This is a genomic window from Komagataeibacter sp. NFXK3 (genome assembly GCF_054182245.1).
The window spans coordinates 60,248-81,085 of the sequence record NZ_JAPIVJ010000014.1; the positions used below are offsets into that span (position 1 = coordinate 60,248).

A 20,838-nucleotide genomic window follows, 5' to 3' on the forward strand; every position below is an offset into this window, starting at 1 on the left:
CGTCCAAAATCAGGAAACCTCAAAAAGTCATGACCCGTGAATACGATGGGCTAACCGTCAATGAAGTGCCTTGTTACGGGTGGAGCTGGTTATGTAGGTAGCCACGTTGTAATCAGTTTATTGGATGCAGGCCATGATGTCGTTGTTCTCGATAATCTTAGTACTGGTCATTTATCTGCCATTCCTGAAGGAGCACGTTTCTGGAATATTGACCTGGCAGATATTACGGCCACTCGTAACGCTATAGCTTCAGAAAACTGGGATGTAGTCTTGCATTTTGCTGCGCTTTCATCGGTGGGAGATTCCATGCGGACCCCATTCCATTACTTGCGGTATAATGCGATGAACTCTCTTAACGTTATTGAATCTTGCGTGGATTGTAATGTCAGGCGGTTCGTTTTTTCTTCTACAGCGGCTTTATTTGGAGAAGAAATAAAATCAACAAAAGCATCGGAAAGCACCGTTATAAATCCGAGTTCTCCATACGGAGATAGCAAGTTTTTTATTGAAAAGACGTTGAGCTGGGCAGACCGTATTTATGGAATGCGAAGTGCTTGCCTAAGGTATTTTAATGCTGCCGGTGCGGATCCTCAAGGACGTATTGGTGAAGATCATCGGCCGGAAAATCACTTGATTCCTTTAACTATCGACGTAGCGCTCGGAAGGAATAAATTACTTAAAATATTTGGCAGCGATTATGATACGCGCGATGGCACTTGTGTGCGTGATTATGTTCATGTTACGGATTTAGCTGATGCGCATATCCGAGTTATTGATAAGTTGGATGAATCGTCAGTTTCCTATAATTTGGGAAATGGAATTGGCTTTACCAATCTGGATGTTGTCAAAAGTGTCGAGCGCGTCAGCGGTCGCAAAGTCTCCTGGGAGTGGGCAGATCGCCGACGAGGCGATCCTGCTGTTTTGATCGCTGATGCTTCCCGCATGCATCAGGAAACCGGGTGGCTCCCACATTATCGGGATATTGATGCTATCGTGGAGACTGCCTTGGCCTGGCGCGAGAAGCATCCGGATGGCTATTATGACTAGGGCCTGTTAGGGCTTGATCCAGTCTACTGCGGCAGCGATGTGGATGACCGCGAGGAACGACGTTGCTGTTTTTTCGTATCTGGTTGCAACAGCACGCCACTCCTTGAGACGGGCCCAGAGGTTCTCGACCAGGTGCCGACACCGATAGACCCATCTGGGGCAGGCAACTGGCGCATCGCGTCGTTTTGCGGGAATGGCCGGTCGGGCTCCCATGTCCCAGATACGTTCACGGAAGGCGTCCGAGGCATAGCCCTTGTCCGCCACCACCCACAAAGGAATGGCGGGAAGGCTATCGAGCATATCTGGAGCCAGCGGCAGTTCATGGGCCTGGCCGGGCGCCAGGGCAAAACCAACAGCCTTTCCATGCCCGTCTGCTATCACGCAGACTTTCGTGCCATAGCCGCCGCGAGAGCGGCCAAGTGCTTCACGATGGTCCCGCTCTTCGAAAGAGGCCCCTTTTTTTGGGCTCCCGCCGCCTTGTGGTGAGCCCTGATGTTCGTACCATTCAGAAAAGTCATTCCGAACGCCACTCCCTGTTGTTCCTGAACCAGTTCGAGCAGGCGTTCCCATACGCCGAGTTTCGCCCAGCGGATGAAAAGCTGCGCCGCCCGCCACCACGGCCCCAGTTCAGCGGGGATGCTCCGCCATTTCGCGCCATTCTCATGGCGCCAGAAAATTGCTGCTATCGTACGCCGCAGATCATGGGGCGGCGTCTTGCCCCTTGGGCGAACCGCCTCAATCAGAGGTTCCCAGATCGCCCATGTCTCGTCCGTAAAGGTGCCTGTTCTGTCTCCTTCTTCCATCCCTACAATATGGGAAGAAATTCAAGATCTAACAGGCCCTAGAACGAGCAGGGCAGTAGTCATACTAGCGCTCTGTACGAATCTCGTACCGGCGGGAAACATGCGACCAATCATCAGGAAATCCTTTTTTAAGAACGCATCGCATGGTGCATGCGGTCAGGCCATGGAAACGGAAAGTGCTAAAGTAAACAGTTGATCTACTTCATGAAGGGGTTGCTGGGCGGCTATTCGTGCGGCTACTTCCCCAGACCCGAACGGCCTGTATTCCAGTGCGTGGCGAAACATGCAGGACGAAGCCATGGGGTTGGAAGAGGTCGGGGGAAGTAGCCGACGGGAGACGCACGCGATGGCTCAATTCCAGTTCGTCACCATTTTCCCACTCCACTGCGAATGTATGTTGTTGCCATGACAGGGATGCTGTGACCTCTTCGGCTGCGTGGGCAAAATGTAATGTGACGTCCTCCTGTCGCGCGATCTGGCCGCCGGCGGCGATTACCATCATGACGCCCGCGACGACCATGGCGGCATGACCGATATGATGGAACAGACGGTCATGCAGGTATGGCAACAGGTGCTTCATGAGGATTGAGGACAGGATTGCTGCCATCGCTACGGCGAGGCCCGCGACAGCAGCCCGGGCACTCAGCAAGCCAAATGCGGCGTAGAGAATGACCTTGAGCAGATGTAGCATGATTTCGTTGGCGGCGCGTGTTGCGACAATCTCTTCTTTCCGCAGACCAAGCCGGTAATAGAACCCATTGAAAACCAGACCGACCGCCCCGGTAAACCCGGAAATGAAACCGGCGGCAGCGCCCAGTACGTGTAATCGGGCAACATGGACTGGTTTCACAGCGACGTTGGGGGCGGGCTTACGGAAGAGAAGGGGAAGGTTCCCTAGCAGGAACAGGCCCAGAAGCAGCGACAGATAGACTGGATTCACACGACTCAAAGCCCAGACGCCGAGGGCGGCGAATGGTAATGCAGTAGGCGCGAAATGACGGACGATATCCCACCGGATCGCATTTCGGAATGAGACGATGCGTGCTGCTGAACTGGCGGCCGTGCCGATCGACAGGGTGGCGGGTACCTGGTTGCCGGGCAGCACCAGCCCCAACAGGGGCATCAGAATCAGCCCGGCACCACCACCGGACACGGCACTCAGGCCGAATGCAGCGGTTGATGCGACCAGTATCAGGAACCAGAGCAGCATTGGTCGTGTGACTCCAGATTTCGGTCCCTGGACGCCGGGAGCATGGCTGGCGCCTACGTCGCAAGGATACAGGTAGCGTTATTACATCTGACGAAAGCTCAAGGGAATGTCAGCTTACAATGTCCCAATCTTCCGACAGAACTCGTGTCAGCTTTTTCGGCTAGGAAATCTGCTCTTCGGTAAAGTCTGGCGGATTATTGAATCTTTATGGGTAGTTTAATGACGCATCTTAAGCCTGGGTTATTATCGTATAAAATGATTGAGCCAGCATGAAGCCGGACGATGGCTTTCACCATGCTGAGTCCAAGCCCATTACCATCGTGCGTACGACTTGTATCAAGACGGAAAAAGCGGTCGAATACCCGAAGCATAGCCTCGGCTGGAATGCCGGGGCCGTTATCGGCTATCTCTACGTGGATACTGTTATCTGATGACGTTAGGGTAGCGCTAACGGTAGTCTGGCCGGGTGTGTGGCGTATGGCATTCTCAATCAAGTTGGAAAATGCCTGTCGCAGAAGGACGGAATGACCGGTTATTGTGGGGCAGGCGGGAATGATTTCGGTTGCCAGATACTGTCCATGGTCGTCTATGACGGATCGATACGGCTCAAGAACTGATTTCAGCAGTTGGGCGGGATCAAGCAACTCCATCTCGTTCTTCCATGCTCCCGATTCAAGCTGCGCCAGTTTGAGTAGCGAGGAAAATATTTCCAATGCGGCATCCAGATCCTCGATTGCAAACTCGACCTGCTCATGCATGGTATCGGAAGGCGCGTGTGCCAGAATGGCACGTTCAAGATTCTGGCGCATGCGTGCTAGCGGAAGGCGCATGTCGTGCGCGATGTCATTGGAGACCTGTTTCAGGCTGGCAATCAGGGATTCATTCTGGTCGAGCATCGCGTTGAGGCTCTCCGAAAGGTGATCAAGCTCATCGTTCGTGCCTCGCAGGGGGATGCGGCGCGACATGTCACCCTGCATGATGCTGCGTGCCGTCAGGCTTATGGTCTCGATCCATTTCAGGATCAGACTGCTTAGAAAAAGGCCACCGGCAATGCCGATAAAGCCGAACCCTAAGATTTCCCACAGGATTGTTGTCCATAATGCATGCTGCAGGTGCGTCAGGGATGATGCGTCTATACCAATGAAGTAGTAGCCGCCGTCGTCAAGTATATAGCCTATTCCATAAACGATATTCCGGTTCGTTTCCCGGGGAAGGCGATGGGACCACGCCAGCCAGCGTTCGCCAGGCAGCGGTCGTAGATGCAGCATGTTGCCTGCGACAATAACCTGTCCTGGATCCTGAAGCAGATAATGGAAACCGGGTTCATGTTCTACCAGTCCTTGCACTACCGGCAGCAGATGACGGACATCCGCAACGCCAGCATCTGCAAATGTCTCATGACCCTCGTTCTCTACTTCCCGGCGGATCTGCTGGCGCAAGGTCGACTGGCTGTAAAGGCCTGACGTCACGGTCATGAACATGCCGCCCAATATAAAAAGGCTGGCAAACAGCGTGACGATACGAAATGATGTACTGGCGATGACGCGTCGTATCGCCATATTCTGGCGTCGGGATATCCTATACCAGAACATCATTGGATATATCCATTATATAGCTACATCCTTTCATGATATGGATGACCGGTCTAGATTCTTCCGCCCCTGATTTTGAGAGGGCGGATCGTCGCAGGCACGCCCTGAGACCTGAGTTTACCTGAATGGCCTCTCCGCATTAACCCCTAGCCTTGTCCGGGCTGGAAAGAATTTATCGCCTTTTCTATTTTTCGGACACCTATGTGAACGTAGTATCTGTTTCATATTGTATGATAGGAAACGTATATACATTATTATTTATAATAAATATTTTGATTAATATTGTCATTTTGGCTTCGGCTTCCATTTCTGATGGCGTGATCGATACATTAAAAAATGCCAATCATTGCCAGTCCGCCATCATGAATGGTGTCATGTAACAATGATCCTGATAACCTGATTGGGAAATCAGTCCCGCTGGGCGGGACGCAGAATTTGTCGATTGGCCCGCATTCATGATGCCGATAACACGTCCCCGCCTGCTTTTGGTTGAAGATGACCATGCAACCACGAATTACCTGCGACAGGGACTGGAGGAAAGTGGAATTGACGTGGTTTCTGTTGCGAATGGGTCTGATGGATCACAGTATGCTCTGTCGCAACCATGGGATATCATTATTCTGGACCGGATGCTACCTGGCCTGGATGGACTGACAATTCTCATGCGCATGCGCTCCCATGCCATCACGACGCCTGTGCTATTCCTGACGACGATGGATGGTGTGCCAAGCCGTGTCGCCGGTCTGCGGCATGGCGCGGATGATTATATGGTCAAGCCATTTGCGTTACGCGAGCTTGTCGCGCGCGTGCAGGTACTGCTTCGTCGATCATCCACCTTCCAGCATGCAACAATAATGAATGTGGCTGACGTTGAGCTCAACCTGCTGACGCTTGCGGTGACACGGAATGGCGAAAAGGTTCTTCTGCAGCCGCAGGAACTGAAATTACTGGAATATTTCATGAGAAATGCCGGCACAGTGCTTTCCCGACAAATGTTGCTGAAGGATGTCTGGCATATGGACTTCCCGGTTCGTACGAACATCGTCGAAACGCACATTTGCCGCTTGCGGGAAAAACTGGGACAGGATGGTCAACCCTTGATCCATACCGTCAGGGGCAGCGGTTATGTCATGAGAGCGTGAACCCTGGCGGCATAGGATGATCCTCCATGCATGGCCGGTTCAGTCATCTTGGATGATATGAGTAAGCAGGCAGGATGACCATGGCATGTGGGTAGCTGGCCATCAATGATGGCAGCGACAACGAAACGGAGACAACCACGCATACGATCCGGTTCCAGCAGGAAGAGCAGGGTATCCATGGTTGTCTTGCTCTGAATTGAAAATTAATTAAAGCTTATGACCGCTATCCATTTCCAGAATAGCATTATCTCATAGATGGAGGGTTCGAAAAACCCCTTGGCTCTGAATTGGTGGCTGTGATTCCATACCTTGTGTGATGATTGGGGGGATGGCTCATGAAGCAGCCGGGTTTCTTTGATGTTGACGAGCGGCTTGCCCGGTTAAGCGGGCTTGGCGATCAGTTGGAGGCATTTTCCCGGACTGTGGATTTTGAGGCGTTCCGCCCTGATCTGGAGAAGGCTCTGGCCTATTCAGACAGGAGCAAAGGCGGCCGTCCCCCGTTCGATCCGGTGCTGATGTTCAAGATCCTGGTCATCCAGACGCTGAACAATCTCTCCGACGAGCGAACGGAATATCTGATCAACGACCGCCTGTCCTTCATGCGTTTCCTCGGTCTGGGACTGTCGGACCGGGTGCCCGATGCCAAAACGGTCTGGCTGTTTCGCGAGCGTCTGACCGAGGCAGGCGCCATCCAGAAGCTGTTCGAGCGCTTTGACGCCACCCTGCGTAACGCTGGGTATCTGCCGATGTCCGGCCAGATCCTGGATGCCACGCTGGTGGCAGCGCCAAAGCAGCGCAATACCAAAGGGGAGAAAGCGGATCTCCGGGCGGGACGTATTCCAGAAGACTGGCAGGACAAGCCCGCAAAGATGTCGCACAAGGATCGTCATGCACGATGGACACTTAAGTTCACGAAGGCGAAGCGGCAGGACGATGGAACCATACCGTCGAGCGATCTCGCCATCCCGTTCTTTGGCTACAAATCCCACATCTCCATCGACCGGAAGTTTCGGTTCATCCGAAAATGGAAGACGACGGATGCCGCCGCCAGTGATGGTGCGCGATTGAGAGAGGGGCTGTTAGATAAAACCAATACGGCCTCAAGCGTTTGGGCTGATACAGCTTATCGCTCGAAAGCGAATGAGGACTTCATGGACAAAGAGGGTTTTGTCTCAAAGGTTCACAGAAAAAAGCCGCATCTCAAGCCTATGCCCCGACATATCCAGAAATCGAATGCTGGAAAGTCCGTGATCCGATCACGCGTCGAGCACGTCTTTGCCGACCAGAAATCACAGACGGGATTGTTCATCCGAACTGTCGGTATCACCCGGGCCACCATGAGGATCGGGCTGGCCAATATCGTCTACAACATGCGCCGCTTCCTCTTCCTCGAAAGGTTGAACGCGAGCGCGTAGTCATCCAGCGGGAGGGCAGTCCCCGATCTGCTCAAAACGCAGATCAAAAGCTACCCCAAAAACCGTAAATCAAATCGCCAAAACCCTGAAATCACGAGCCAGGCGCATCAACCAACGGTTCTTCGATCCCTCCAGATTTATTTCTGTAGGATTTCATATTATTTTCGTCGCGATATAAATAAAAGACAAGTCGTATACAAAATATTGAAACAACGGCTTTCGATAGAACGATAACAAGAATTATATTCATGACATCCTTCAATTCATTTAATATATGGCAATATTCAATACGTCATGTCTGTACTCCGAATATCCGGCCGATGGCAGCCGTCATGGCCATCGCTACGATGCCCCAGAATATGACCCGCATTGCCGGACGCCATGGTGATGCTCCACCTGCCCGCGCGCCCACTACTCCCAGCACTGCCAGGCCAATCAGGGATACGGCGGATACACTCCACGACACCACGCCGACTGGTGACAGCAGGGCCGCCAGCACGGGCAGTATGGCTCCGGAGGAGAACGCGCCCGCCGATGCCAAAGCTGCCTGTACCGGACGTGCCGCAGTGGCCTCGGAAATACCAAGTTCATCACGGGCATGGGCGCCCAGCGCATCATGTTTCATGAGCTGGAGGGCAACCTTGCGGGCCAGGATATCATCCAGTCCGCGCTGACGGTATATGCCAGCCAGTTCGCTCACTTCGGCGTCCCAGCTACTACCAAGCTCCTTTTTTTCGCGGGCGAGATCAGCCTTCTCTGAATCCGCCTGCGAACTGACGGACACATATTCCCCTGCGGCCATGGACATGGCCCCGGCAACCAGACTGGAAATGCCTGCCAGCAGGATGCTTCCCTGTGTCGCGTGGGCGCTGGCAACGCCAATGATCAGGCTGGATGTTGACAGAATGCCATCATTAGCCCCCAGGACAGCGGCCCGCAGCCAGCCCAGTCGGGATGTTGCGTGGATCTCCTTGGGGCGTGGCGGTGTTCTACTTTCCATATTCATCGGATATATCCCCTGTACCTAGCATTCTCTGAAAAACATCGTCCCTGAGAATAAAGTAATGAAAACACGCGGCCAGTGCATGGCCCGTGGCAAGCACAATGATCAGCCAGCCGTTCCACTGGTGCAGCCAGTGCAGCAGGCTGATGGTCGATGCTGAAAATTTGCCGAAAGGCGGCATGAACTGAATAGACAGGAAGCTCATGGCCTGTCCGTTGCCCCACCGCCACATATATCCGAGGAAGATTTCCAGAAAGACCAGTCCATACAGGCTATATTCCACGCTACGCGCCAGCACGGCATCAAGCCAGCGATCAGCGGCGCGGATATGCCGCCCCCAACCCAGTCGCCACAGCAGGCGGGCGGGAAACAGAACGCTCAGTACCATGCCAGCCGTCAGGTGGGTGACCACCAGTTGATGATGTAGCGGGTTCTGGAACAGCCCCCATAAATTCGCGGTTGCGAACTGCAGCACGATAATGGCCGCGCAACCCCAGTGGAAAATGATCGTCGGTACGTCATAACGCGCGGGGGAAAGGCTGGATCTGTTGTTCATCCGGACGATCATATCGTTCAAACATGACGCGAACCTGAACGGACAGGCGACAAATGCCGCTGCAGGCCGGGATCCATCTACATGGTTATGTTGGTGGCAATGCCAAGGACACTGTTCCTACGTGGAGCGGTCCATATCTCCACAGCAGGCAAAGGGGTTGTTCGATCATGTCACGGCGACCAGTGGGGTCGACAATCTATCGCTGCTATACCTGTGAGGAGCATGCGGTCCGTAACCTGGCAGAAGATGCGCACGCTACGGCGCGGCGCAGCAAACCGGATTACAAATGGCGGACCGATCGCGTCTGCGCATCACGGAATGGCTGGTTTTCCCTGTGCGATCCGGTTTGCCAGATCACTCCATAGGCGCGCTGTTGCGAGATTGATGTCCGCCTTTACTGAAAAAGGGGACTGGGTGCGTGAGAAAGGAGAAAGGGACATCCGTTCGCCGATAACGAAATGTCCCTGCGAAAACAGCATGACGGACAGCGATCCCTGCTGTCCCTGTCCCGTAGGGCGCATAACGGAAATGCGCATATGCGGCGGTGGGGTGGCGATGGCGTGGAAAGCGTGTAGTTCGGCGTCTCCCGACGGGCAGGCGATGCTCCCCAGCACCGCATCACGCAGGACGGAATGGGGATATCCGCCGTACATGCCGTCGACATGCAGGCGGATACCCTGTTCCACTGTCTCGCAAATACCATCTGTTTCTGTATCTGTTTCGGCGTGGGCTACACAGCCAGATATGCTGATCATCATCAGGATCGCCAATCCGTAATGCACTATCAATCTCATAATATGTGTCCGGCCTCCCGCCATCCGACCCTGTCCATGCCAGCATGTCGATGCTTTCTGTTCCTGTAACACGCAAACATGACGTGAACCTGAACAGGGGAAATCAGGTTACGGGGGATCGACTTGTGGCAGAAGACCAGCCACTACGAGGAGTGTAGGGCAGCCGATACTTTTAGGGAACAGTCTGCTATTCAGTATTCCCAGGCAGGGAGACGACCATGTTGTGCAGGTAACCGACGTGCGACGTCTGAACTGCTTCTCATAAAAGCTTCAGCGGAGATAAATTATTTTCCGCTATGTGTTTTCGTCTATGGAAAAAATAAGAACAGCCTTCAGGCGGATTTTTCACGAGAGAGTAAAGTAAAATTACAGGTACGAAATAATATTATAATCCTTTTTTATTCGTATTGAGTATTTAACAAAAATATCATGTTGTGGAAAGAAGGCCGGGTGTATGATACTGGTCTGGATTACGACGTTTTTTTGCGATCATATGAGAATCATTTGCGACCGTGCGAACTGACATCACGCAGGATTCCGGCAGTTTCCATTACCGGATTGTTCCGGCACGTATGTGAGGGAATTTTCGTCTGGAGTGTCGGCAGTTTCATCTCCGTCGCGGGTCATGCCCAGACCGCCATTGCGGATGGGCAGGCCCGTCTGGGCCGCTCCGCTCCTCTCCTGGCCCAGAGCGACCCGGCGACCACGCGTGATTCCTGGCAAACGGGCGCAATCGCGACCAGCCAGAGCCAGGATATGCCGTCTGCCGGTGGGAGCCTGCTGGGGGATATGGGGGGGCTGCGTCCATGGCTGGCCCGTTACGGCATGACGTTGAGCATTCAGGATGTCAACGAGCTATGGGGCAACGCTACGGGCGGGATCGCCAGTACCAACGGCGATGGCAGGGGATCGGGCACGGGCCCTTCCTATATCGGCATTACCATGCCGACCCTGATGGCGGACCTGGAAAAGATGATCGGGCTCAAAGGCGGGACGTTCAACATCAGTGCCCTGCAGATCCGGGGACGGTCCATCACCCAGGACCATCTGGCCGATTTCAATCCCATTAGCGGATTTGAGGCGGATCGCTCCACCCGTCTGTTTGAACTTTGGTACCAGCAGTCCTTTCTCAGGGGCGCGCTGGACATCAAGATCGGCCAGCAGGATCTCGATACGGAATTCCTGATCAGCGATTACGCGTCTCTGTACCTCAATGCCAATTTCGGATGGCCAATGGGACCATCGGTCAATCTTTATGCTGGCGGTCCTTCATGGCCCCTTGCTGCCCCTGCAATCCGGTTGCGCTACCGACCCGGCGAAAAATATACAGTCATGTTCGCAGCGGCAGATGACAATCCGTCGGGCAATCAGGATAGCAGTGTCTTTGGCGTGACCGGAAACCCGGCGGACCCTACCAGTCAGACAACAAGGGATGGTAGTGGTACGCAGTTCAATATGGGAACCGGCGCGCTACTGATCACCGAAATTCAGTATGCCTTCAATCCCCAATCCGGCGACAGCGCACATGCGGTTAGTCATCCGGGCTTATCGGGCGTTTATAAGCTTGGGGGATATTATGATACCGCCCGTTTCCCGGATTATCGGTATAATACGCAGGGCCAGTCGCTTGATGCCTATGGTGGCACGCCGCGGCAGGTCCGGGGAAACTGGCTGGTTTACGGGATAATCGACCAGTTGATCTGGCGTCCGTCGCCTGCTGCATCGCGTGCACTGGGCCTGTTTGTCCGGGCGACGGGGAATAGCGGTGATCGCAATATCATAAGCTTTGCCATTGATGCTGGCCTGAACCTCAAGGCGCCCTTTTCAGGCAGGATGAATGATTCACTTGGTCTGGGCTGGGGTATCGGTCGCGCCACGTCGAGCGTGCGCGCATATGATCGCGCGCGCGGTGCCCTGGTTCAGGGAAACGAAAACCATTTTGAACTGACCTATCAGGCCCAGATCACGCCATGGATGGTCGTGCAGCCTGATTTCCAGTACGTGCTGAATCCTTCCGGCGGTATGGGCGACCCGTCCTGTCCGACGCGCCGCATTGGTAATGAAGCCGTATTCGGGTTGCATACCAATGTAAATTTCTAGCGGTAACTGGAATGGAAAGCCGGGGATAACCAGAGCAGGTCATGTTTTCCCAAAAAGCCCGGAAACAGGATTACAGGGGTCAGAATGTCACGTTACCGTGCAACCCGAAGATGGCTTCGTCATGCACACGCTGTCCCTTGCTATCGAGAACACCGCCACTTGGTGACACGATGCCCTGGATATCAGGCTGAAGCATGAACCACGGTGTGGCCTGGATCTGATAGGTCAGTTCCAGATGATACTCCGTGCCTTGCATAGGCAGGCCAGAGCGCCGGTCTGCCTGGGCAAGATAGGGACTGGCCGCTCCCAGACCTGCTCCAAGTCCCAGCACGTCGTCTGTACGCCCAAACGGTCCCTTCAGGGCGATCCCGCCATCAATGGCATAGACTATCTGGTTGCGATCGGTGTCCCCTGTCCAGTTGCCCCGGACAAAAGCGTCAAGCTCCGTTTTTCGCCCGAAATGCTGCAGCGTCTGATCCACGATGCCATAGATCGCCCAGTTGGTTTTGTGGCTTTTTCTGAAATCAGACTGGTCGGGAAAGCGTCCGGTGTCAAAGTAGCCACCAAGTTTGTATGAGCCCTGTCTTCCGAATATTTGTCTGCGGTAATGGACCTCTCCGAAGAAAAGTGCGCCTGTGTTGAAATTGAACCGTGTGCCACTCGGGTCGCGGTTCTGGTTCCATGGATCCTTCATGTTAATGAAAGGGGCTCCGATAGGGTTGTCATCAGCAGCCGCAAACAAAAAGTTCCATTGTCGGGAAAGGGTATAGCGTAACCGTATTGCTGGCGTGGTGACGGGTGAGACCGGTCCTTGGTCATACAGGTCATTATCGGCCAAGATGGGCCAGGAAAAAGAAGCATTCAGGAAGTTCAGCCCGACACTGCTGACCATGAAATCATGGCCGAGATCCAGCTTTCCGATCCGGAAGGCCAGCCGTTCCCCTATGAATTTCTGGCTGTACCACAGTTCGTACAGACGCGCGTTATCATCGGCTTCGATATTTGATGTCTGGTTGAAAACATACAGGGGAGCATTACTGAACGGCCGCCCCCGAATTTCCATGGCGCTGATGTCGAATGTTCCCAGTGGCAGGCCGGTCAGGGCGTGCAGGTCCGTCACCATTTCCACTGCCGTAGAGCCAATGTAGTTATTTGACGCCTGCGCACTCCCCACGGGGTTGGACCACAATTCATTGGTATCGGATATACGGATATCAATTCCCTGCGCCAGCAACCAGTCCCGTACGCCACCCCAGTTCCCCGATAGATGGGCATGCGGGTCAATATGATCAGGAATATTCTGTTGGGGAGTCACACCTGCGCTCAATACGCTGATGGGAACCGGCTGAGCATATGCAAAAGGGAAGGTCCCCAATAATATAATTATAGGCAACCATGAATCATAATGATTATACCAGACACAATTCATATTTCGAATATAACATTGTATAATAAAAACTTAAAAACAAATTACTTATTGAATAATTCTTTTCATTAATTCAATATACACTTTAATAAGTGTAATGGCCTCGTTATGTCGTAATTTATACGAAATATGCTTTAACAAGCAGTACGTACTAGAGACTTTATTGTACATAACGTACACTCCTTCATCCCCCCTTAACACAGTTTAGACGGGCACAAGTTCTGCTTCGACATGACGTACAACGGGCGGAGTCTGCCAGCGGCCCTGATCCACGTCCGCGATCTCGCGGTCGATCTCGGCAATGACCTGCCGCGAAAACGGGCCGAGATGCAGGTATAGCGCGCTGGTCATCACCACATAGGGCAGCGCTCTAGGGTTATGCAGGGCACAGTCCAGCATCATGCGCCAGAACTGTCCAGCCGTGCCCGGTCCTGCGCGGTGGATACGGAACATAAGCCGGACAAAGCTGCGCAGGTCGCCCTTTATTATCCGGTGCGCGCGCTTGCGCCCGAGCATCCGGCCAAGCCTGCGGACACGGCCGAAATAGGCAACCGGGTCATAGATCGCCGCCAGCACCGTCCTGTAATCGTTCAGCACGTCGCGACGCGGGCGCTTTGTCTCGAAATTCAGCCCGGCCGTACACTGGTCACCCGACTGCGTCTGTTCGCTGCCGGAAAAAAGACGGCCTTCCGCCAGCAGGCGGCGCGTCAGCTGCGTCGTGGGCAGGGCATAAAGCAGGCCGACCATGCAGACCGGGATCGACGTATCCTCGATACATTCGATCATGCGCGGCGCAACGCTGTCCTTTTCACTGTCGAAGCCCACGATGAAGCCCGCATTGACGAAAATCCCGGCCTTGTGGATTGTCTCGATGCTCTGCTGCAGGCTACGCCGTGTGTTCTGCTTTTTCTGCATCAGCACGAGGGAGTCCGTATCCGGGCTTTCGATACCGACGAATATGGCAAAGAAATTCGTATCCGACAGGCTGCGCAGCAGGTCGGGATCATCCGCGAGGTTGATGGAGGCCTCGGTCGAAAATTCGAAGGGAAATTTCTTCTCATCCTGCCAGCGTTTCAGGTCGGGCAGGAATTTCTTCAGCGCCTTCTTGTTGCCAATCAGGTTGTCATCAACAAAATCCACATGCCCGCGATAGCCAAGGGCGTACAGGGCATCGAGTTCGGCCATGACCTGTGCATTGGTCTTGGTACGCGGCACCCGGCCATACAGTTCGATAATATCACAGAATTCGCAACTGAACGGACACCCGCGCGAAAACTGGACGCCAACATGCAGGTACTGGTCCAGCTTCAGCAGGTCAAAGCGGGGCAGCGGGCTTTTGGTGACATCGGTCTTGCCCATCGGCGCTTCGAACACGCCCTGCCGGTCACCGCGCCGCCAGGCGGCGATGAAATCGACCATGATTTCCTCGGCTTCGCCCAGGACCTGAAAATTCGCATCACTGTAAAGTGCGGGGCTGGATGTGACATCGGGGCCGCCAACCACCACCGGTTTGTCACAGGCACGGCACATTTCGATAATGCGGAGGGCATCGTTACGCTGCGGCAGCATGCCGCCGGTCATCACGATATCGGCCCATGCGAAATCCGCATCATCCAGTTGTTCGGTATTGCGGTTGACCAGCCGGATTTCCCAGTTTTCGGGCAGCAGGGCCGCAACGGTAATCAGGCCGAGCGGTGCGGCGGGGTAGCGTGCACCGACCAGGTCACAGGCCTCCTTATAGTTCCAGAATGAATTGGCGTTGAAGCGCGGGAAGATCATCAGAACCTTGCAGGTGTCGGCCATCATGCAAGGTTCCATTGTTTCAAGGGCTGGCTATGATCAAAACAGCTGCCTTCCCACCCATTTCGAGAGGCGGTAGCTTCAGGCAGGATGCAACTCAACGGTAAGGGTGACATGGGGTGAACCCCTTTCGTAGTGGGATCGGTCAGGTGGGCTGGTACAATATCTGTGACCACCACTATTGCTTTTGTCCAGGTTATCTCGGACGACCGTGGCTAACGGCACGAGCAGACTATGATGCTCAGGCATGTCAAAGCAGTACAAGAAGATAGCTATATGCGAAATCGGGGCACGGTGTTTGTTTTCATATCCGTAGGGCGTTGACCACAGGAACCCTGACGGTTTCTTGTGGATTGCGACGAATTTTACTGTTTATGGAGATTCTCAATTGGAAATATTCCATAACGCCATGTTTGCGACAAAGTATTTCTTCTTGTTTTTACAAGAGCTTTGATAGAGCGACAAGATGGCCGCACGAAGATTGGGATTTATTAATCCAGATCACGGAATCAGGGATCCGGTAACCCTTAAGCGTTGCTGCTTTGGCGTCGGCTGAAGCGCACGGGCTCACTACCTCGCGGCATGACCGTCATCCGTAATCACCATATTGAACGGTTCTGTCCTCTCCCGGCTCACAGCTTTTCAGGCAGGCGGTGTGATGATCTGCGCTCGCTGTAGCGATCGACAAGGTAGTTGGCCCGGTCCCGCAGCAGCCAGGTGAACTTCATCAGTTCCTCCATGACGTCCACCATGCGGTCATAGAGGGGAGACGGTTTCATTCGGTCGTCGTCACCGAACTGGGTGTAGGCCATCGGCACGCTGGACTGGTTAGGGATGGTGAACATCCGCATCCATCGGCCCAGCACCCGCAGGGCGTTGACGGAATTGAAGCTCTGTGACCCGCCGGAGACCTGCATGACAGCCAGCGTGCGGCCCTGTGTGGGTCGGATCGAACCTTCCGTGAGGGGAAGCCAGTCGATCTGGTTCTTGAACACAGCGGTGATGGTGCCATGCTGTTCAGGGCTGCACCAGACCTGGCCTTCCGACCAGATCGAGAGTTCCCGCAGTTCCTGAACCTTTGGATGCGTGACGGGTACGGAATCCGCGACCGGCAGGCCAGTCGGGTCGAATACCCGTGTCTCGGCCCCCAGTACGTTCAGGATGCGTTCGGCCTCCAGCACCAGCAGGCGGCTGAAGGACCGAGGACGCAGCGAGCCATACAGCAGCAGGATGCGTGGCGGGTGGTCAACCCGTGGTTGCGGTTCCAATCGTGCGAGATCGACCTGTTCGAGATACTCCGGGTGCAGGGCGGGCATTTCCGGCTTGGACATCGTTCCGTCAGATCCTTCGGTCTTGTCAGGGATGGCTGGTCAGGGGCAGCCACAAGGCCAGTGCGGCAAGTGTGACCAGCAGGACGGGTGGCGTGATCACCAGACCCACCGTCATGTATTGCCCCCAAGTGATCCGATGGTTTTTGGATGCCAGCACATGCAGCCACAGCAGGGTGGCGAGACTGCCGATCGGCGTGAATTTCGGCCCGAGGTCACAGCCAATGACGTTGGCATAAACCATCAGGTCGCGGGTCAGAGGCGCGATGTCATGGGCCTGCTGGATCGCCAGCGCGCCGACCAGAACGCTGGGCATGTTGTTCATAACCGACGACAGGACCGCCGCCAGAAAGCCGGTGCCAAGCGTGGCGATGAACGGACCCTGATGGCCAAGCCAGACCAGTGCCGCCGCAAGGTGATCGGTCAGTCCGGCATTACGCAGCCCGTAGACCACCAGATACATCCCCAGCGAGAAGAACACGATCTGCCACGGCGCGCCCCGCAGCACGCGGCTGACGGGAATGACCTTTCCATATCCGGCGACTGCCAGCAGGATAATGGCAGCCAGGCAAGCCACGATACAGACCGGAATATGAAATGGCGCGGTCAGGAAATAAGCCGCCAGCACCAGGGCCAGCAGCGGAAAAGCCGCGCGGAACACATGCCGGTCACGAATGACAATGGCGGGTGCTGGCAGTTCGGTGACGGGATAGGTCTGGGGCACCTGCCGCCGGTAGTAGAGCCACAGCACGGCAAGTGTCGCGCCAAGGGCGGCCAGATCGACGGGGACCATGATCGCGGCGTAGCGGTCAAAGGGAATGCCAAAGAAATTGGCGCTGACGATGTTCACCAGATTGGAAATCACCAGCGGCAGGCTGGTGGTATCCGCGACAAAGCCGGTCGCGATTATGAAGGCCAGCGCCGCGCCATGGTTCAGGCGGAGTTGTGTGAGGATGGCAATGACGATGGGCGTGAGCAGCAGGGCTGCGCCGTCATTGGCGAAAACCGCGGCTATGGCCGCTCCCAGCAGCACGATCAGGGGAAACAACGTCCGGCCTCGCCCTTTGCCCCAGCGCACGACATGCAGGGCCGCCCAGTGGAAGAACCCGGCCTCATCCAGAAGCAGCGAGATGATGATCAGCGCGACAAAGGTGAAGGTGGCGTCCCAGACGATGTGCCAGACGACAGGGATATCGTGCCAGTGGATCACACCCGTCGCCAGCGCTACGGCGGCACCGGTCATAGCGCTCCAGCCGATACCGAGACCCCGAGGCTGCCAGATGACGAAGACCAGCGTTGCAATAAAAATGGCTAGGGCCAGCATCAGACAATCCGCTTTCCGGGCACATCCACGATTGTCTCACCGTCCTCCTTGGCAAGTGCGCCGCGCCGCGGAGTGGGAAGAATATCGAATACCCTCTCGGATGGACGGCAAAGCGCAATACCTAGCGGGGTAACCACGATGGGTCGGTTGATCAGGATCGGATGCGCGATCATGGCGTCGATCAGCGCGTCATCCGTCAGGGCCGGATTATCAAGACCGAGTTCATCATAGGGCGTGTCCTTGCGCCGCAGCAGATCGCGGACCGGCCCCCCCATATGGGCGATCAGCTCGACCAGTTCCGCGCGGTTAGGTGGCGTTTTCAGATACTCGATGATGCGGGGTTCCGCATGGCTGTTGCGGATCAGTGCGAGCACATTGCGCGACGTGCCGCAAGCCGGGTTATGGTAAATTGTGGTGGTCATGGGCAAGGTTCCCCAGACGGACAGCAGGAACCCAGATTCGCGACCAGAGGCGCGCAGAGTTCAGGGCTGCCTGCACAGCAATCCCTGACGAGAAAGAGCATCAGGTCCTGTAGCCGGTCCAGACTGGCACGATAGACAATCAGGCGGCTCTGGCGTTGTGAGGTCAGCAGCCCGGCACGGGTCAGGATCGCGAGGTGAGTCGAGATCGTGTTCTGCGGGACATCGAGGCAGCGTGCGACATCTCCAGCGGGCAGGCCATCCGGTTCATGGCGAACCAGCAGGCGGAAGATATCCAGCCGCGTGGACTGTGACAGGGCGCTGAGCGCGGCCAAGGCTGATTCCGTATCCATATATCCTTGATCGTGGATATATAAAATAATGTCAATCCTTGCCGTGGCACGCGGTTTCGCGCGTTCACACCAAAGCCATGAGGGCCTGTATTCCTCATCCTGCTTGTGGCGGTGGCAACCGGACTGATCGCGGGCGTGACGGTCGCACCTGCCCTCGTGGTGCCGCCTGCACCGGTCGGTCCGGTAGCGTCCGGTTAACCAGCGGCGCCCTATCCGGCAGCACCGGCCTATTCGCCACCCTATTGAATGAGCCGTTGATCGCGGGCATCGGAGGTCGTGTCAGTTACCATCATGCATAATCGAAAAGCGTCATGAACCCGAAATCCATGTGGAGTTGCTGGTGGCAGTGAAAGAGAGTCGGTCCTGGGTTGTCGGCAACAAAATCGCATTCGAGTTCCTGGAAGCTGCCCAGCATCACAACGTCCTTGATCACGCCCCGGGTTGCCCTGCTGCCAATCCCGGTCAGTTCGAAGCTGTGGCGATGCAGGTGAAGCGGATGGATGTCATCGCTGGCATTGCGGACCCTCAACCGATAGCGTCGTCCCTGCCGCAGGATATGGTGCGGCTGCCTTGTCTGCATCGAGAAGGCTTTTCCATTGAGGGTCCACTGGTTGAAGCCGTTCAGGGCCGCGTTGTGCTTGACGATCGTCATCCCGATCGTCTCATCAGGTGTGATGGAGGGGAGGGAACGGCCAAAGCGCGCATAATCCCAGCGCGCGGGCCGGGGTGCGATCCACCATGGCCTGCCCGTCTGCCCGGCATACGCGACGACAACGCCCATCCCGCGCCGGCGATCATCATCTGCCAGGTCTCCCATTACCCAGACACCCGGGTGATCCATCCGCACCATGGCTGAGATACGTTCCGCCGTGCCTAGCCACAGCACTGGAACCTCGGCCTGCGTGGGGACCGGATTGCCATCAAGGGCCATGACCCTGAAGGTGTGGCCCGGCAATGCAAGGCTACGGATTTCACCGGCGCTGCCGTTCAGGATGTGAAACAGTACATGCTCGCCCTGTTTCACTCGGATGGGTTCGCCATGGCCCAGCATCTTTCCGTTGATCGCGAATGACCTGTAGCCGACCTCCAACCCCTTCGTCTTTTGCGTGGCGGTCGCGTCGGCGGCCTTTCCCATCTGCTGGAGGTCGTCAACCGGTTCACCCGCAAGCGCATCCCCCGCCATGTCGCCCCCACGACTGAAGAATGGCTCGAATTCCTTCAGAACAAGGAATATCTCGCGGTCATAGGCACCGGGATTATCCTTTGGTTCGATATAGAGTGGCCCGACCTGCCCGGTATAGGTGCCACGATTGAGATCGCCCCCGGCCATGACATGTGTATGGTAGAAGCGAAAACCCGATGGTCGTGGCAGGAAGCTGATCCGCCGCATGCCATGCGGTGGTATGAACGGCGTGCCTTCCTCCGCCGCCCCATCCACCACGCTCGGGATCATCTGGCCATGCCAGTGTACCAGTTCCGGCGTGTCGGTATCATTGAAGATATCGACCATACTGCGCCGGCCTTCCTCAAACCGCAGTAGGGGGCCGGGAAACTGGTCATTATAGAGCGTGGTTGAAATTATGCGGTCAGGGGCAAGTTCAACCCGTCCCGTGGCGATCCGCAGCGTATGGTCTGCTTTTTCACCCATGACGGGGCTGCTGCGTTGGGCCCCATGCGGGATCATGGCCGTCAGTGTCGTTGACCCGGCCAGCGTCAGAAAGGAACGGCGATCGAGCATCATGATACTGTCCAGTCATGAGGAAACAGGTAGGTTTCCGAACGCCCGCAGCCATTGGCCGGTTCCGCGGAAAAGACAATACCCGCGCCGTGTGGTGCGTCGCCCCGTTTCCATGACGTGGCTGAAGGGACGGGCTGACACGCGTTCATCCGGGGCAAGCAGTCACGCTGGCTAAGCCTGTCCATAACCGGGCATGGATCGCTGCCAGATCACGCATTTCATTGCAACGGTGGTACCACGCCCAGGATCGCCGGGAGATACCATATTTCCATATATCGAAAAACGAAGATATATGGAAAATTATGGATCTGACTGGTGAAGTGACCGATGTTTTCACGCGAACGGGCAGGACCGACCGTTCAGGAGGACGAATGATTGCCGCGACATATGCTGCCGGGACATTGGCTCTCGAGGTGCAGGGATTGTGCTGCGCCTATGGTGGCCCGTTCACATTCTCCGTCTTGACGGGTCAGTGCGTGGCGATCACCGGCCCATCGGGCAGCGGGAAAACAGTGATGCTCCGCATGATCGCGGATCTTGACCCGCATGAAGGCGAGGTACGTATTAATGGACAGCCCTGCTTAGACATGCCAGCGGAGCGGTGGCGGCGTCTGGTGCAATATGTCCCGGCGGAACCTGCATGGTGGTCCGATATCGTTCTTGTCAGGTTGTGAAACGTCATTGGGATGATGTAGGGTGGGCAATACCGCGTTACTCTTCATGGTTTTCTTCCGTTTGCAGGGAGACTGAATGATGCTTCAGATCCATCCACAGGCACGCACGACACC

Annotated in this window: 18 protein-coding genes; 5 read left to right on the plus strand and 13 right to left on the minus strand. The window is 55.4% G+C overall.

Annotation, left to right across the window (positions count from 1 at the left end; translation table 11 throughout):
* Positions 1-60 precede the first annotated feature (60 nt).
* Complete coding sequence (gene galE, locus OQZ28_RS13915) at positions 61-1,047, plus strand: UDP-glucose 4-epimerase GalE (protein WP_275877824.1); 987 nt, start codon at positions 61-63, stop codon at positions 1,045-1,047.
* Positions 1,048-1,053: 6 nt separating this feature from the next.
* Here the strand turns inward: galE and OQZ28_RS13920 are convergent.
* From OQZ28_RS13920 to OQZ28_RS13930, 3 genes are all read right to left on the minus strand, one after another.
* A protein-coding gene (locus OQZ28_RS13920) for an IS5 family transposase (protein ID WP_217420387.1) occupies positions 1,054-1,850 on the minus strand; the annotation gives its coding sequence in 2 pieces (ribosomal slippage) (positions 1,054-1,511 and positions 1,511-1,850; 798 coding nt in all).
* Between the two features lie 202 nt (positions 1,851-2,052).
* Positions 2,053-3,060, minus strand: a complete 1,008-nt coding sequence (locus OQZ28_RS13925) for a sulfite exporter TauE/SafE family protein (protein ID WP_010517736.1) — start codon at positions 3,058-3,060, stop codon at positions 2,053-2,055.
* A gap of 194 nt (positions 3,061-3,254) precedes the next feature.
* Entirely contained in the window at positions 3,255-4,655 is a 1,401-nt protein-coding gene (locus OQZ28_RS13930) for a sensor histidine kinase (RefSeq protein WP_217420388.1), read from the minus strand.
* 452 nt (positions 4,656-5,107) lie between these two features.
* Here OQZ28_RS13930 and OQZ28_RS13935 point away from each other — a divergent pair, with 452 nt between their 5' ends.
* Positions 5,108-5,794, plus strand: coding sequence for a response regulator transcription factor (locus OQZ28_RS13935; protein ID WP_010517733.1), 687 nt, complete (start codon positions 5,108-5,110; stop codon positions 5,792-5,794).
* A 335-nt stretch (positions 5,795-6,129) separates the two neighbouring features.
* Complete coding sequence (locus OQZ28_RS13940) at positions 6,130-7,209, plus strand: IS5 family transposase (RefSeq protein ID WP_010516652.1); 1,080 nt, start codon at positions 6,130-6,132, stop codon at positions 7,207-7,209.
* A 292-nt stretch (positions 7,210-7,501) separates the two neighbouring features.
* Here the strand turns inward: OQZ28_RS13940 and OQZ28_RS13945 are convergent, their stop codons facing one another.
* From OQZ28_RS13945 to OQZ28_RS13955, 3 genes are all read right to left on the minus strand, one after another.
* On the minus strand, positions 7,502-8,209 hold the full coding sequence (locus tag OQZ28_RS13945; RefSeq protein ID WP_159264459.1) for a VIT1/CCC1 transporter family protein: 708 nt from the start codon (positions 8,207-8,209) through the stop codon (positions 7,502-7,504).
* A complete protein-coding gene (locus OQZ28_RS13950) occupies positions 8,199-8,768 on the minus strand; it encodes a cytochrome b (RefSeq protein ID WP_240906629.1) in 570 nt (189 codons plus the stop codon). The genes OQZ28_RS13945 and OQZ28_RS13950 overlap by 11 nt, the downstream gene beginning before the upstream one ends.
* Before the next feature lie 311 nt (positions 8,769-9,079).
* Complete coding sequence (locus OQZ28_RS13955) at positions 9,080-9,562, minus strand: hypothetical protein (protein WP_129551082.1); 483 nt, start codon at positions 9,560-9,562, stop codon at positions 9,080-9,082.
* A gap of 558 nt (positions 9,563-10,120) precedes the next feature.
* Between OQZ28_RS13955 and OQZ28_RS13960 the strand changes: the two genes are divergently transcribed.
* Positions 10,121-11,662 carry a carbohydrate porin gene (locus tag OQZ28_RS13960; RefSeq protein ID WP_129551870.1) on the plus strand — a complete coding sequence of 514 codons (1,542 nt, stop codon included), beginning with the start codon at positions 10,121-10,123 and terminating at the stop codon, positions 11,660-11,662.
* Positions 11,663-11,741: 79 nt separating this feature from the next.
* On the opposite strand, the gene OQZ28_RS13965 is transcribed toward OQZ28_RS13960, so the two are convergent.
* The 7 genes from OQZ28_RS13965 to OQZ28_RS13995 all read right to left on the minus strand — a co-directional run bounded on the left by OQZ28_RS13965 (position 11,742) and on the right by OQZ28_RS13995 (position 20,053).
* Complete coding sequence (locus tag OQZ28_RS13965; protein WP_240906628.1) at positions 11,742-12,989, minus strand: carbohydrate porin; 1,248 nt, start codon at positions 12,987-12,989, stop codon at positions 11,742-11,744.
* 303 nt (positions 12,990-13,292) lie between these two features.
* On the minus strand, positions 13,293-14,894 hold the full coding sequence (locus OQZ28_RS13970) for a B12-binding domain-containing radical SAM protein (protein WP_206065360.1): 1,602 nt from the start codon (positions 14,892-14,894) through the stop codon (positions 13,293-13,295).
* Positions 14,895-15,520: 626 nt separating this feature from the next.
* Positions 15,521-16,219, minus strand: coding sequence for an arsenical resistance protein ArsH (gene arsH / locus OQZ28_RS13975; RefSeq protein WP_010516666.1), 699 nt, complete (start codon positions 16,217-16,219; stop codon positions 15,521-15,523).
* A gap of 25 nt (positions 16,220-16,244) precedes the next feature.
* Positions 16,245-17,540, minus strand: coding sequence for an arsenic transporter (locus OQZ28_RS13980; RefSeq protein ID WP_159264410.1), 1,296 nt, complete (start codon positions 17,538-17,540; stop codon positions 16,245-16,247).
* Positions 17,540-17,962 (minus strand): arsenate reductase (glutaredoxin), encoded by a 423-nt coding sequence (arsC, locus tag OQZ28_RS13985; RefSeq protein ID WP_010516670.1) that lies wholly within the window; start codon positions 17,960-17,962, stop codon positions 17,540-17,542. The genes OQZ28_RS13980 and arsC overlap by 1 nt, the downstream gene beginning before the upstream one ends.
* Positions 17,959-18,312 (minus strand): ArsR/SmtB family transcription factor, encoded by a 354-nt coding sequence (locus OQZ28_RS13990; RefSeq protein WP_010516672.1) that lies wholly within the window; start codon positions 18,310-18,312, stop codon positions 17,959-17,961. The genes arsC and OQZ28_RS13990 overlap by 4 nt, the downstream gene beginning before the upstream one ends.
* 289 nt (positions 18,313-18,601) lie before the next feature.
* On the minus strand, positions 18,602-20,053 hold the full coding sequence (locus OQZ28_RS13995) for a multicopper oxidase family protein (protein ID WP_010516674.1): 1,452 nt from the start codon (positions 20,051-20,053) through the stop codon (positions 18,602-18,604).
* A gap of 299 nt (positions 20,054-20,352) precedes the next feature.
* Here OQZ28_RS13995 and OQZ28_RS14000 point away from each other — a divergent pair, with 299 nt between their 5' ends.
* Positions 20,353-20,724, plus strand: a complete 372-nt coding sequence (locus OQZ28_RS14000) for an ATP-binding cassette domain-containing protein (protein WP_458136453.1) — start codon at positions 20,353-20,355, stop codon at positions 20,722-20,724.
* Positions 20,725-20,838 lie beyond the last annotated feature (114 nt).

Bases quoted from the DNA above. Each gene is read 5' to 3' on its own strand.
- OQZ28_RS13935 (WP_010517733.1), top strand. From the start codon at position 5,108: ATGATGCCGATAACACGTCCCCGCCTGCTTTTGGTTGAAGATGACCAT.
- OQZ28_RS13955 (WP_129551082.1), bottom strand. From the start codon at position 9,562: ATGAGATTGATAGTGCATTACGGATTGGCGATCCTGATGATGATCAGC.
- OQZ28_RS14000 (WP_458136453.1), top strand. From the start codon at position 20,353: ATGGATCTGACTGGTGAAGTGACCGATGTTTTCACGCGAACGGGCAGG.
- OQZ28_RS13995 (WP_010516674.1), bottom strand. From the start codon at position 20,053: ATGATGCTCGATCGCCGTTCCTTTCTGACGCTGGCCGGGTCAACGACA.
- galE (WP_275877824.1), top strand. From the start codon at position 61: ATGAAGTGCCTTGTTACGGGTGGAGCTGGTTATGTAGGTAGCCACGTT.
- arsC (WP_010516670.1), bottom strand. From the start codon at position 17,962: ATGACCACCACAATTTACCATAACCCGGCTTGCGGCACGTCGCGCAAT.
- OQZ28_RS13930 (WP_217420388.1), bottom strand. From the start codon at position 4,655: ATGATGTTCTGGTATAGGATATCCCGACGCCAGAATATGGCGATACGA.
- OQZ28_RS13980 (WP_159264410.1), bottom strand. From the start codon at position 17,540: ATGCTGGCCCTAGCCATTTTTATTGCAACGCTGGTCTTCGTCATCTGG.
- arsH (WP_010516666.1), bottom strand. From the start codon at position 16,219: ATGTCCAAGCCGGAAATGCCCGCCCTGCACCCGGAGTATCTCGAACAG.
- OQZ28_RS13990 (WP_010516672.1), bottom strand. From the start codon at position 18,312: ATGGATACGGAATCAGCCTTGGCCGCGCTCAGCGCCCTGTCACAGTCC.
- OQZ28_RS13925 (WP_010517736.1), bottom strand. From the start codon at position 3,060: ATGCTGCTCTGGTTCCTGATACTGGTCGCATCAACCGCTGCATTCGGC.
- OQZ28_RS13950 (WP_240906629.1), bottom strand. From the start codon at position 8,768: ATGAACAACAGATCCAGCCTTTCCCCCGCGCGTTATGACGTACCGACG.
- OQZ28_RS13970 (WP_206065360.1), bottom strand. From the start codon at position 14,894: ATGATGGCCGACACCTGCAAGGTTCTGATGATCTTCCCGCGCTTCAAC.
- OQZ28_RS13945 (WP_159264459.1), bottom strand. From the start codon at position 8,209: ATGGAAAGTAGAACACCGCCACGCCCCAAGGAGATCCACGCAACATCC.
- OQZ28_RS13940 (WP_010516652.1), top strand. From the start codon at position 6,130: ATGAAGCAGCCGGGTTTCTTTGATGTTGACGAGCGGCTTGCCCGGTTA.